General features: G+C 71.3%; 10 protein-coding genes. 8 read left to right on the forward strand and 2 right to left on the reverse strand.

The window, feature by feature from the left end; translation table 11 throughout:
- Positions 1-26: 26 nt before the first annotated feature.
- Positions 27-959: a LysR family transcriptional regulator gene (locus ACFQPS_RS19215; protein WP_377360842.1), complete on the reverse strand. Its 933-nt coding sequence runs from the start codon at positions 957-959 to the stop codon at positions 27-29.
- 170 nt (positions 960-1,129) lie between these two features.
- Here ACFQPS_RS19215 and ACFQPS_RS19220 point away from each other — a divergent pair, with 170 nt between their 5' ends.
- From ACFQPS_RS19220 to ACFQPS_RS19235, 4 genes are all read left to right on the forward strand, one after another.
- Entirely contained in the window at positions 1,130-2,548 is a 1,419-nt protein-coding gene (locus tag ACFQPS_RS19220) for a form I ribulose bisphosphate carboxylase large subunit (RefSeq protein WP_377360844.1), read from the forward strand.
- Between the two features lie 31 nt (positions 2,549-2,579).
- On the forward strand, positions 2,580-2,939 hold the full coding sequence (locus tag ACFQPS_RS19225) for a ribulose bisphosphate carboxylase small subunit (RefSeq protein ID WP_377360846.1): 360 nt from the start codon (positions 2,580-2,582) through the stop codon (positions 2,937-2,939).
- A gap of 93 nt (positions 2,940-3,032) precedes the next feature.
- Positions 3,033-3,842: a CbbQ/NirQ/NorQ/GpvN family protein gene (locus tag ACFQPS_RS19230; RefSeq protein WP_377360848.1), complete on the forward strand. Its 810-nt coding sequence runs from the start codon at positions 3,033-3,035 to the stop codon at positions 3,840-3,842.
- Between the two features lie 32 nt (positions 3,843-3,874).
- Positions 3,875-6,205, forward strand: a complete 2,331-nt coding sequence (locus tag ACFQPS_RS19235) for a VWA domain-containing protein (protein WP_377360850.1) — start codon at positions 3,875-3,877, stop codon at positions 6,203-6,205.
- On the opposite strand, the gene ACFQPS_RS19240 is transcribed toward ACFQPS_RS19235, so the two are convergent.
- Entirely contained in the window at positions 6,202-8,238 is a 2,037-nt protein-coding gene (locus tag ACFQPS_RS19240; protein ID WP_377360852.1) for a TIGR03016 family PEP-CTERM system-associated outer membrane protein, read from the reverse strand. The genes ACFQPS_RS19235 and ACFQPS_RS19240 overlap by 4 nt on opposite strands.
- A 357-nt stretch (positions 8,239-8,595) precedes the next feature.
- Between ACFQPS_RS19240 and ACFQPS_RS19245 the strand changes: the two genes are divergently transcribed.
- The 4 genes from ACFQPS_RS19245 to ACFQPS_RS19260 are packed head-to-tail and all read left to right on the forward strand — an operon-like array spanning position 8,596 to position 13,149.
- Entirely contained in the window at positions 8,596-9,216 is a 621-nt protein-coding gene (locus tag ACFQPS_RS19245; protein WP_377360854.1) for an XrtA/PEP-CTERM system exopolysaccharide export protein, read from the forward strand.
- 51 nt (positions 9,217-9,267) lie between these two features.
- Positions 9,268-10,854 carry an XrtA system polysaccharide chain length determinant gene (locus ACFQPS_RS19250; RefSeq protein WP_377360856.1) on the forward strand — a complete coding sequence of 529 codons (1,587 nt, stop codon included), beginning with the start codon at positions 9,268-9,270 and terminating at the stop codon, positions 10,852-10,854.
- Positions 10,855-10,888: 34 nt separating this feature from the next.
- Positions 10,889-11,806: a P-loop NTPase family protein gene (locus ACFQPS_RS19255; RefSeq protein WP_377360858.1), complete on the forward strand. Its 918-nt coding sequence runs from the start codon at positions 10,889-10,891 to the stop codon at positions 11,804-11,806.
- Positions 11,807-11,862: 56 nt separating this feature from the next.
- On the forward strand, positions 11,863-13,149 hold the full coding sequence (locus tag ACFQPS_RS19260) for a putative O-glycosylation ligase, exosortase A system-associated (protein WP_377360860.1): 1,287 nt from the start codon (positions 11,863-11,865) through the stop codon (positions 13,147-13,149).
- Positions 13,150-13,159: the final 10 nt, after the last annotated feature.

Consider the following 13,159-nt stretch of genomic DNA (forward strand, 5'->3'; position numbering starts at 1 on the left):
CATGTCGTCTCTCCTCCGCCCGTCCGTCACGCCGGCAGCGGGTGCAGTGCCGCCGGGATGGTCCCGAACGGCGCATCCGCCGTCTCCCTCAGGAACTGGAGGAAGCTCCGCGCCGCGCGGGACAGCGTCTTGCCCTGGAGATGCACGGCATTCCAGCGACGGCACAGCGGGAAACCGGCGATGTCCAGGATCACCAGCCGGTGCGCGGCCAGTTCCAGCTCGATGCTGTGCATCGGCAGCACCGACAGCCCCAGCCCCGCCATCACCGCCTGCTTGATCGCCTCGGTGCTGCCCAGCTCCATGTAGGGCTCGATGCTCAGGCCCTGCCCCGCCAGCTCCCGCTCGAAGGACGTGCGCGTGCCGGACCCCGGCTCGCGCATCAGCCAGCGCTCCCCGGCCAGGTCCGGCAGCAAAAGGCCCGCCCGGTCCGCACAGGCGTGCTGCGGATGCGCGACCACGACCAGGCGGTTCTCGATGATCGGGTGCGCGACCAGGGGCAGGTCGTCGGGCACCTGCCCCATGATGACGAAATCGTCCAGATTCTCGCCCAGCCGCTGGATCAGCCGCGCCCGGTTCGTGACGACCAGCCGCGGCACCACCGCCGGATGGTCCGCCACGAAGCGGCCCAGCAGGTGCGGCGTGAAATACTTGGCCGTCGTCGCCACGGCCAGCCGCAGCGGGCCGCGCAGCGTGTCGGCCAGCTCGTCCAGTTCGTCGTCCAGCGACCTCAGCCGTGTCAGGACGTCGCAGGCCGTGGCGTACATCGCCTCGCCCGCCGGGGTCAGGAAGAAGCGCTTGCCCAGATGCTCGATCAGGGGCGCCCCCGCATTCTCCTCCAGCCGGCGGATCTGGATGGAGACCGCCGGCTGGGTCAGATGCAGTTCTTCCGCGGCGCGGGTGAAGCTCCGGTGCCTCGCCACCGCCTCGAACAGGCGGAGCTGCTGAAGGGTCAGATGCATGACAGGGGTCCCACCATCCGGCCGTCAATAAACAGGAGTAAATACTGACGATTAGATATATTAGTTTTTATCTATATTCCCGCTCCTCTAGGGTCAAGCCGCAACAACGCCGCTGCCCCGGTCGCCACCGAGGCCGGCAGTGGCGGGACCTGGGACAAGAGGAGCACAGGATGGGCAAGACCTATCAGGCAGGCGTCAGAGAGTACCGCGAGACCTACTGGGACCCGAATTACACGCCGAAGGACAGCGACATCCTGGCCTGCTTCAAGGTGGTCCCGCAGCCGGGGGTCCCGCGCGAAGAAGCCGCGGCGGCCGTCTGCGCCGAATCCTCCACCGCGACCTGGACCACGGTCTGGACCGACCTGCTGACGGACCTCGACTACTACAAGGGCCGGGCCTACGCGATCGAGGACGTGCCGGGCGACGACGAGGCGTTCTATGCCTTCGTCGCCTATCCGATGGGCCTGTTCGAGGAAGGCTCCATCGTCAACGTCTTCACCTCGCTGGTCGGCAACGTCTTCGGCTTCAAGGCGGTGCGGTCCCTGCGGCTGGAGGATGTGCGCTTCCCGCTCTGGTTCGTCACCACCTGCGACGGCCCGCCCCACGGCATCCAGGTCGAGCGCGACAAGCTGGACAAGTACGGCCGCCCGCTCCTGGGCTGCACGATCAAGCCGAAGCTCGGCCTGTCGGCGAAGAACTACGGCCGGGCGGTCTATGAATGCCTGCGCGGCGGCCTGGATTTCACCAAGGACGACGAGAACGTCAACTCCCAGCCCTTCATGCGCTGGCGCGACCGCTTCCTGTTCTGCCAGGAGGCGATCGAGAAGGCCGAGGCGGAGACCGGCGAGCGCAAGGGCCACTACCTGAACGTCACCGCCCCCAACATGGAGGAGATCTACCGCCGGGCCGAGTACGCCAAGGAGATCGGCTCGCCGATCATCATGAGCGACTACCTGACGATCGGCTGGGCGGCCCATTCCAGCCTGTCGCGCTGGTGCCGCAACAACGGGATGCTGCTGCACGTCCACCGCGCCATGCACGGCGTCATCGACCGCAACCCGCGGCACGGCATCAACTTCCGGGTCCTGGCGAAGCTGCTGCGCCTGCTGGGCGGCGACCACCTGCATTCCGGCACCGTCGTCGGCAAGCTGGAGGGCGACCGCGAGGCGACGCTCGGCTGGGTGGACCTGATGCGCGAGCGCCATGTGAAGGAGGATCGCAGCCGCGGCCTCTTCTTCGACCAGGAATGGGGCCACATGGCGCCGGTCATGCCGGTCGCCTCGGGCGGCATCCATGTCTGGCACATGCCGGCGCTGCTCTCGATCTTCGGTGACGATGCCGTCTTCCAGTTCGGCGGCGGCACGCTGGGCCATCCCTGGGGCAATGCCGCCGGTGCCTGCGCCAACCGCGTGGCACTGGAAGCCTGCGTCGAGGCGCGCAACCAGGGTCGCGACGTCGAGCGCGAGGGCAAGGACATCCTGACCGCCGCCGCCCGCCACAGCCCCGAGCTGAAGATGGCGATGGAGACCTGGAAGGAGGTCCGCTTCGAGTTCGACGTGGTGGACAAGCTCGACGTCGTCCACCGCTGACCCCGCCCTTCCAGAACCGGAGATCCCGACCATGAGCGTGATGCAGGACTATCCTTCCCGTCTTTCCGATCCGGGCAGCCGTAAGCTCGGCACCTTCTCCTACCTGCCGCCGCTGGATGCGGCGCAGATCCGCCGTCAGGTGGAATACATCGTCGCCAAGGGCTGGAACCCGGCCCTGGAGCACACCGAACCCGAGCATGCCGCCAGCCACTACTGGTACATGTGGAAGCTGCCGCTGTTCGGTGAGACGGATGTCGACCGCGTCCTGTCCGAGATCGAGGCGTGCCGGCAGGCCAACCCCGGCCACCACATCCGCCTGATCGGCTACGACAACATCAAGCAGAGCCAGGGCACCAGCATGGTCGTCCACCGGGCAGCGGTGGCGCGCTGATCCGGCGCGCGTCGCCCTGCCCGCAGGGGCCGGCGGTCTCCCCCATTCCGCCGCCGGCCCCGTCCCTGCCGCCCTTTCCCGAGGATGACATCCATGAGCGAGATCGACGCCGCGCAGTACCGGGTCGCGGCGATGCCCTACTACCGCCCGGTCGGCAACGAGACGGAGCTGTACGAGGCCGCCTACGCCGCCCGCATGCCGCTGATCCTGAAGGGCCCGACGGGCTGCGGGAAGTCCCGCTTCGTCGAGCACATGGCCTGGCGGCTTGACCGGCCGCTGATCACCGTCGCCTGCAACGAGGACATGACGGCGGCCGACCTGGTCGGGCGCTTCCTGCTGGACCTGAACGGCACCCGCTGGCAGGACGGGCCGCTGACGGTGGCGGCCCGCATCGGTGCCATCTGCTACCTGGACGAGGTGGTGGAGACCCGGCAGGACACGCTGGTGGTCATCCACTCCCTGACCGACCATCGCCGCATGCTGCCCCTGGACAAGAAGGGCGAGCTGGTGGCCGCCCATCCCGACTTCCAGATGGTGATCAGCTACAACCCCGGTTACCAGAGCCTGAACAAGGAGCTGAAGCCGTCCACGCGGCAGCGCTTCGGGGCCATGGCCTTCGACTATCCCCTGCCGGAGATCGAGGCCGAGATCGTCGCGCATGAATCCGGCGTCGCCCCCGCCCTGGCGGCGAAGCTGGTGCAGATGGCCCACCGCTCCCGCAACCTGAAGGGTCACGGGCTGGACGAGGGCATCTCCACCCGCCTGCTGATCTATGCCGGGCGCCTGATCGTGCAGGGCATCCCCCCCGCCGACTCCTGTCGCATGGCGCTGGTCAGGCCCCTGACCGACGATCCCGACATGCAGGACACGCTCGACGCCGCCATCGACACCCTGTTCGGCTGACCGGCCGACCGCAGCCCGAGGATCGACGTTCCATGTCCACCGACCTTGAGGACCTCCGGCGGGAGCTGGTCGCGGCCGCGCCGGATCTGGCGGGTACGCTCGCCGTCCCCCTGCACGAGATGTCGCGCCTCATGTCCCCGGCCGGCCGGCGCGACTATCTGGAAGGTGCCCTGGCGCTGGCCCGCCTGGGCCGGGGCAGCCGTCTGCCCGCGGCCTATCTGGCGGCGATGCCGCAGGTTGCCCGCGACTGCGGCGAGGATGCGGTGGGCGACTGCCGGCATGCCGCGATGAAGCTGGCCTCCATGACCTCGGGCGAGGTTCTGGAACTGGTCTTCGCCACCCTGCCGACGGCCGCGGCCCGGCTGGGCGACGCCGACCTGCTGGCCGCCTACATGCAGGTCCTGCACCGGCTGGCGGCGCGGGCACCGCGCGGCCTGCGCCCGATGCTGGGGGTGCTGGACGAGCTGCTGGGCCGGCTCACGCTCTCCGGCCTGCGCCGCTGGGTGGAGTTCGGGGCCGAGACCCACCGCGGCGACGTGGCGGCGCAGGTCGCCTATTTCGGCCTCACCTCGCCGGAAAGCCGGTCGGTGCTGCAACGGGAACGGCGCGGCACGCAGTTCGTGGACAGCCAGCGCCGGCTGAGCGCCTTCCTGCGCGCCCTCTGGGGCCGCGACTTCCGGCTGCGGCCGGCGGCATCCGACAGCCCCGGCTTCCGCCCCTTCGTCGATGCCGGCGCCCTGCACCTGCCGGACGCGGTGGACGCGGCCGGCGGTCTGGGCGGGCTGGACGTGCTGCGCGCCATGGCGGCGCACATGGCAGCCCATCTGCTCTACCGGCGCCGGCCGCTGCCGGTGGACGGGTCCGCCCCGGCCGCCCGCTTCATGGTCGGGCTGGTGGAGGATGCCCGGGTCGAGCGGGAGGCCCTGGCCCGCTTCCCCGGCCTGCGCCGCCTCTGGGCGCCGCTGCTGGCCGCGAACCTGCCTCCCTTCCCCGGCCATCCCGGCATGGATCTGGTGGAGGCCGCGGCCCGCGCCCTGCTGGACCCCGCCCGGCGCACCGGCGATGCCGCACTCGACGCCCTGGTCGACCGCTTCCATGCCGGAGCCGGCCAGCCGGGGGCGGAGGAGACGCTCGCCCTCACCCTGGGCCATGACCTGCACGATCTTCTCTCGGCGCGCCGGCTGCTGCCCAGCCTGCGAATCCTGGAGAGTCACCGCCTCGCCTACCGCGACGACAACCACCTGCTCTGGACGGCGGAGGCGTTCGAGACATTCGCCGATCCGGCGGGCGGAGAGGAGGCGTCGGGACAGGTGCGCCGCCGCGTCGGCCTGATGGAGTTCATCAACGAGACCGACGTCGAGAATGCCGGGGAGGACGCGCAGGAGATCTGGGTCCTGGGAACCGAGCTGTTCCCCTATGAGGATGACGGCATCTCCTTCAACGAGCGGGAGGGCCGGCCGCCCGTCTCCGATCCCGTCCGCTACCCGGAATGGGACGACCGCGGGCAGCACTACCGGCCCGACTGGGTGACGCTGCGCGAGCACCGCCCGGCCCGGGGCGATCCCGCCACCATCGACGCGGTGCTGGAGCGGCACCGGGGCGTGACGGCGCAGGTGCGCCGGATCGTGGACCGGCTGCGGCCGCAGGGCGTGGAGCGGCGCCGGCGCCTGGATGACGGCGACGAGCTGGACATCGGCCCCGCCGTGGACGCCATGGTGATGCTGCGCGCCGGGCTCCAGCCCGACAGCCGCATCACCCGCCGCTCCGTCCTGCACCGGCGCGACCTCGCCGTGCTGGTCCTGCTCGACCTGTCGGCCTCGACCAACGATCCCGTGCGCGGCGGCGACACCACGATCCTGGAGCTGACCCGCGACGCCTGCACCCTGCTGGCGACGGCCGTCTCCGGCATCGGCGATCCCTTCGCCATCCACGGCTTCGCCTCCGACGGGCGGCAGGATGTCCGCTACTACCGGATCAAGGACTTCGAGCAGCGGTTCGACGGCGACGCCCGGAGCCGGCTGGCCGGGCTGGAGGGCGGGCTTTCGACCCGCCTGGGCACGGCGCTGCGCCACGCCGCGCACCATCTGGGCCGTCGCCCCGAGGCGCACCGCCTGCTGCTGGTGGTCACCGACGGCGAGCCGGCCGACGTGGACGAGCGCGACCCGCAGCATCTGCGCCAGGACGCCCGCCGGGCGGTGGAGGAACTGCGCGCCCAGGGCATCCGTCCCTTCTGCCTGACGCTGGACCCGCTGGCCGACCGCTATGTCGCCCGCATCTTCGGCATCAACGGCTACACGGTGATCGACCATGTCCGCCGCCTGCCGGAACGGCTGCCGGGCCTGTTCGCCGCCCTGACCCGCTAGAACCGCATCCGCAGGCCCAGCACCAGGCCGTTCTCCCGGAAGTCGCGCTCGGGCAGGTCACTGTCGCGCTTCTGCCAGGCGTAGCCGAGGCTGGCCAGCAGGTCTTCGGACAGGCGGACCTGCACGCCGAGAAGGACCCGCACCCGCCAGTCCTCCGACGGCAGGCCGCCCCGCTCCCGGGTCTGCTCGTAGGCGGCGGAGGCGGTCAGGGTGGTGCGGGGGCTCAGGGCATGGGCGATGTCGGTCCGGACTTCCCGGTCCCGCTCGTCCAGGCCGGCCCCGGACAGCGCCCGTTCCTCCACGATCTGGCCGGAGAGCGAGAGCGAGGTGCGGCCCTGCCGGGTGCTGACGGCGAGGCGCCAGCTCTCCAGCCGCGTCGCCGCATCGGTCAGGGTCACCTGACCGGGCAGGCCGGTTTCCGGCCGGAAGCCGCCCGGAGCGCCGGGATCGAGGGGGCGGATCGCACGCAGCAGGCGGCCCTGTCCCGTGTCCACCGTCTCATCGTAGCTCAACGACAGGGTGGTGGTGGCGCCCGGCGACCAGTCCAGGGCGAGGCGGGCGGTATCGTCCCCGTCCTGCCGGCCCACCGCGGCGTAGAGCGTCGTCCTCGCCAGGGGGGCCAGCCGCAGGCCCGCCAGCCAGGTCCCCCCGCTGAAGCCGCTGTCCGCATCGTCGAAATCCTCGTAGCCGATGCTGCCCAGCAGATCGAGCCGCGGCGACAGGGCATACTCAAGGGATGCCTCCGCTTCGTAGCGCGTCTGGTCCTCGCGGCCCGAACGCTCCAGCACGGAGGCGCGGCCGTCCAGGCTCCAGCGCAACCGCCGGAAGGACGGGCCGGCGGCCAGCCGCGCCGACAGTTCCTGGAACAGCGAGTCTTCCAGAGCGTCGGTCTCGCCGGAGACATGGCCGGCCGTGTAGCGGACGGTCGAGGTCGCCACCCGCCCGAAGCGGTTGATCAGGTAGGGGCTGAGGGAGACCGTGCGGACCTGCCCCAGGTTCCGGCCGTTGCCTTCGACCACGGACTCCGCATCGTCCCGGCTGTCCGACTGTTCGCGCAGGCTGGCCCCCGCATCCAGGAACAGGGTCCGCTCCACCAGTTCGGCCGTGCTGTTGGCCTCCAGCAGCGGCACGACCTCCAGGTCGGAGTCGTGGAGCAGCCGCTGCCGCAGGGCGAGCGAGCCCTCCAACGCCCCGACCAGACGCGCGCTGTCCCCGGACAGCCGGACGACGGGCTGCACCTGCGCGATCAGGGCCGGGTCCCGCTGCCCGGACGGGGCCAGCCGGACATTGTCGGTGTAGGAGAGCGTGACCCGCCCCTCCTGCTCCAGCCGCCAGTCGCCGCTGAGGAAGCCGGCGGGAACCACCACCACGTCACCGGGCCTGAGGGGCCGGTCGGCGCCCAGGTCGCCGCGTTCCGTCAGGTCGGCCAGCCGGACCGGGACGACCACCGTGCGGCCGTCCTCCCGCCGACGGATCTCCGCAGCGTTGCCGCTGGCGCGGGGCCCCAGGCCGCCGATGGCGCCGACGACGTCGAGAAGCGTCATCCCCTCGCGGAAGGGCAGCGCTTGCGGCCGCGCCACGCCCGCACCGACGACACGGACCTGCTGCGTGGGATCGCCGACCAGGGCGACGACGCGGACGCTGACCCGCGGCTCCTGCACATAGGCGGCCAGGGCCTCCTCCAGCGCGCGGGCAAGCTCCTCCGGCGTGCGGCCGGCGGCCGGCCGGTCCTCCACCAGCGGCAGGGTGACGAAGCCGTCCGGCCGGACCGTGACGGCGGTGGACAGGTCGGGCTGCCGCCAGACCTCGACCTCCAGCCCGTCGCCCGGACCGATGCGGTAGCCCGCCGGGACGTCCGCCGCCGCTGCGGCCGGAGGGGGAAGCGGGACGGTCATGACGGCGGCCAGGGCGATCCCGGCCGGCAGAAGCCGGCGCAGCGCGGCGCGGGCGGGAGCGCTCTGTCCACGCCGCGCCCCGGCGGGCGGGCGACCGGTATCGGGCTGCATGCCGGCGTGGCCCCCCTTGTCCGTCATCGTTGCCCGCCCCCGAGGGATCGGGAGACGGGACCGTTTGCCTGCGCTTTCCTGTACATCCCCGCCGCCACGGGCGTCGCCCGCGCGCAGGGGCGGATCGTCCGCAAGAAAGGGGTAATGCCGGGAGTGCCCCGGCCGGAACCGGCCGCCGACACCGGACAATCCGCCGGATTCCGGCGCTCCCCGCCCGCGCGCCCCTACCCCTTCCGCGGAACCGCCCTTGGACCGGACCGGCGCCATCTGCCCATTTGGACCGGCCCCGGCCCGCCGCCATAGTCGCCGGACAAGCACCGTCCAGGTGCGCCGCCGAAGACCGGAGCGGAACCGCCGGCGGCGTCTCACAGGGGAGAAGCGACAGTGTCGGACGTGCGTCGCACACGGCTGATGGGCAGCCTCGCCGCCCTCGCCCTGCTCACCGGCTGCGCCAGCGGGATGGAGCCGCCACCCGCGTCCATCGACGGCGCAGCGGCCAGCCCCTACTACCGGATCGGCCCTGGCGATGCCCTGCGGGTCGTCGTCTGGCGCAATCAGGAGCTGTCGTCGGAGGTGCGGGTGCGTCCCGACGGGCGGATCACCGTCCCCCTGATCGAGGACATGGTCGCGGCGGACAAGACGCCGACCGTTCTCGCCCGCGACATCGAGGAAGCGCTCGGTGCCTATGTGCAGGACCCGCGGGTCTCCGTCGTCGTCAGCGACTTCGTCGGCCCGTTCTCGCAGCAGGTCCGCGTCGTCGGCGCCGCCGCCAACCCGCAGGCGATCCCCTACCGGGCGCACATGTCCCTGCTGGACGCCATGATCGCCGTGGGCGGGCTGAGCGAGTTCGCCGCCGGCGACGAGGCCGTGCTGGTCCGCACCGAGGGCGACGGGCAGTCGAAGTACCGCGTCCGCCTGGACCGGCTGGTCCGCGACGGCGACATCGACGCCAACGTGGCGCTGCTGCCGGGCGACATCGTCATCATCCCCCAGAGCTTCTTCTGAAGCGCTTCTTCCGAGGCGCGCGCAGCCCCTGTCCCCGTCGGGAGGCCATCCTTGAACGAGCAGATCCAGATCGTGCTGGAGCAGGTCACGCGGCTGTGGCGCCGCCGCTGGCTGGCGCTCTGGGTGGCGCTGGCCGTCTGGCTGGCGGGCTGGGGCTGGGTCATCCTGCTGCCCGACCGCTACGAGTCCTTCGCCCGCCTCTATGTCGATACCGGCAACGTGCTGCGCCCGCTTCTGAGCGGGCTGGCCGTGGACAGCGACGTGGCGGGCCAGGTGGACCTGATGCGGCGGACGCTGCTGGCCCGGCCGAACCTGGAGAAGGTCGTGGCCATGGCCGACCTGGGCCTGGAGACGCGCAGGCCGGAGGACCACGAGCACCTGCTGGGCCGCCTGCGCAAGGAAGTCCGCATCCGCGCCGACCAGTCCAACCTGTTCACCATCTCCTATGAATCCCCGTCGCCGCAGCGTGCCCAGGCCGTGGTCGATGCGCTGATGACCGTCTTCGTCGAGAACAATCTCGGCGCCAAGCGGAGCGACTTCGAGAACGCCCAGGGGTTCCTGAACCGGCAGATCGAAGAGTACGAAGAGCAGTTGAGCCTCGCGGAGCGGCGCCTTGCGGAGTTCAAGCAGGAGCACATCGACCTGCTGGCCGGCGGTCAGACCTTCCAGGCCCGCATCGAGGCGGCGCGCGCCCAGAAGCAGAAGCTGGAAGCCGAACTGAAGGACGTGCAGGCGCAGCACGACGCCATGCGCGAGGCGATGCGCGGCGTGCCGGAATTCTATGCCGGGGCCGCCGGCAGCGGCCCGCCGACCGATGCCGACGTCCAGATCATGGAGTTGCAGCACACCCTTCAGGAGCTGCTGTCGCGCTACACCGAGCAGCATCCCGACGTGGTGACCGCCCGGCGCCGCCTCGACGCGCTGCTCGCCGGGCAGATGCCGGCGAGCCGGGGCGACGCCCCGGCCCCGACGGCACCCGGCAGCCTGCCCAATCCGACCTACGGACAGCTCCAGCTCGAAGTGATCCGCCTCGCCTCCCTGGGGCAGACGACGAAGGCCAGGATCGCCCGCGTGGACGAGGATCTGGCCGAGCTGGAGCGGGTGCGCCGGTCGGTTCCGGAGATCGAGACCGGGATGATGCAGCTCACCCGTGACTACGGCGTCATCAAGGAGAAGTACGAGGAGCTTCTGTCGCGGCGGGAATCCGCCCGGCTGTCGGAGAACCGGGAGACGAGCGGCGGCAAGGTCTCCTTCCGCACCATCGAGGCGCCCCTGGTGCCGCTGATGCCGTCGGGCCCCGACCGGCTGCTGCTGTTTCCCGCCGTGCTGGTGGCCGGCTGCGCGGCGGGCGTTGGAGCCGCGTTCCTGCGCGGCCTGGTGGACGACACCTTCATGAGCGTGCGGCAGCTCCGCAGCCACTACACGGTGCCCGTGGTGGGTGCGCTGTCGCTCACCCTGCCCGACGGCGGCGGCCGGGCCCGGCACCTGGAACCCGCCGCCTTCGCCGGCCTGCTGCTGGTCCTGGCGGCCGGGTTCGCGGGACTGCTGGCCGTGGAGGGGGCGCTCGGCTGGGGGCTGCTGATGCAGGACGGGCCGGGCCCCGGTCTGCACCGCGCGCTTGCCGCCCTGGGCCTGTGAACCCGGCTGCCCGTCCCGTTCAGGAAGATCCGCCATGGACCGATCCCTCGCCCTTCCGCTGCCGCCGGAGCCCACGCTGATCGAGCGCGCCGCGGCCGCCCTGGATTTCGGCATCCGCTCCGGAGCCGATGCGGCCGGAACTGGCACCGGCACGACCGGCAGCGGCAGCCGCGGACCGACGGCGCGGCCGGGGCTCCTGGACCTGGACCGCACGGTGCTCCAGGCGGCCGGCGTACTCACCCCCGACCGGCTGCGCACCCGGCTGGCGGAGGAGGTCCGCCTGATCAAGCGCCTGCTGCTGGCGCGCCTGTCCCAGAACGGCGGCCCGGCGGGCAAGGCGCTGATGCTGACCAGTGCGCTTCCCGGGGAGGGCAAGACCTGGCTCGCCGCGAACCTCGCCATCAGCATCGCCAACGAACGCGACCTCGGCGTCGTGCTGGTGGATGCCGACCTTGCGCGCCCCTCCCTGCTGCGCCTGCTGGGCGTCGAGGCACCGGACCTGCCCGGGCTCAGTTCGCTGCTGGAGGACGCGGCCCTGGATGCTGGGTCCTGTGTGCGCGACACCAGCATCCCGGGCCTGCGGCTGCTGCCGCCGGGACCCGCGCACGCCCTGAGCACGGAACTGCTGACCAGTCAGCGTATGGCCGACCTGATCGCGGAGATCGGGCGGCGGTTCCCCGACCATGTCCTGATCTTCGACACGGCGCCGGTGCTGGCGACGACCCTGCCGGCAGCCCTGTTCGACCACATGGCAGAGGTGCTGTTCGTCGTCGAGGCGAACGCCACGCGCGGCCGGGACGTCACGGAATCGCTGGAACTGCTGGGCGACCCGGCGAAGGTCTCGCTGGTCCTGAACAAGTGCCGCCACGTCATCGGGGAACGCGGCGCCGGCAGCCGCTACGGCTACGACTATGAAAGCTATTACGGCGGCCCCCGTGACGGACGCACCTGACGGGACGCGCCCCGGCACGGCGGCCGGACAGGCGACAGGCGCCGGGAGAGCAGGCCATGCGTGACCTGTTCCTGGTCGGCTGCGTTGGGCTGTCGCTGCCCTTCATCATCTGGCGGCCGTCGATCGGCGTGCTGCTGTGGTGCTGGCTGGCCTACATGAACCCGCACCGGCTGGCCTATGGCTTCGCCTACAGCCTGCCGCTGGCGATGCTGGTCGGGACCGCGACGATCCTGGGCTTCCTGCTGTCGCGGGAGGCCAGGCGCGTACCGGTGGACGGCATCACCGTTACCATCGGCCTGATCATGGCCTGGATCACGGTAACGACGGCCTTCGCCCTGTTTCCCGACGATGCGGTCGTGAAGTGGGACCAGTCCATGAAGATGCTGGTCTTCACCGTCCTGATGATCGCCGTCATGCACACGCGGGAGCGCCTCCAGGCCATGGTCTGGATGGTGGTCCTGTCGCTCTGGTTCTACGGCATCAAGGGCGGGCTGTTCACGCTTCTGACCGGCGGCGCCGACCGGGTCTGGGGTCCGCCCGGCAGCTTCATCGCGGACAACAACGCGCTGGGGCTGGCGCTGCTGATGACGCTGCCGCTGGCGCGCTACCTCCAGCTCTCCAGCGCATCGAAGGCGGTGCGCCGGGCCCTGGGCGTCGGCATCGTCCTGATCGGGCTGGCGGTGATCGGCACGCAGTCGCGCGGCGCCTTCGTCGGCGGGGTCGCCATGGCGGTCTTCTACGTGCTGCTGACCCGGCACAAGGTGCGCGGCCTGCTGACCATGGCGGCCCTGGGCCTCTGCGCCCTGGCCTTCGTGCCGCAGAGCTGGATGGACCGCATGAACACCATCCGCACCTACGAACAGGACATGTCGGCGCAGGAGCGGCTCTGGGCCTGGGAGTACGGCTACCGGCTGGCGCTGGAGCGGCCGGTCCTGGGCGGCGGCTTCCACTCCTACCTCGACGAGGAGCGCCTGCGCGCCTACGTGCCCGACGCGATGCGCGTGCGTGCCTACCACAGCGTCTATTTCGAGGTGCTGGGCGATCACGGCTTCGTCGGCCTGGGCCTGTTCGCCGCCTTCGGGCTGGCCTGCTGGCTGAAGGCCGAACAGATCGTCCGCCGCGCCCGTGGCGATCCGGAGCAGGTATGGTTGCGCGACCTCGCCCGCATGGCGCAGGTCAGCCTCGTCGCCTATGCGGTCTCCGGCGCCTTCCAGAATCTGGCGTTCTTCGACCTGGTCTACAACGTGGCGGCGATCCTGGTCATCGCCGGGGCGATCCAGGCGGACGCCGGCCGGTCGGCGGCTGCTTCCCCCGCCAGCCCCCTGCTGCGCGCGGCGGCCTGATGATCTCCGC

This window comes from Rhodocista pekingensis (genome assembly GCF_042665545.1).
Classification (GTDB): Bacteria; Pseudomonadota; Alphaproteobacteria; order Azospirillales; family Azospirillaceae; genus Rhodocista; species Rhodocista pekingensis.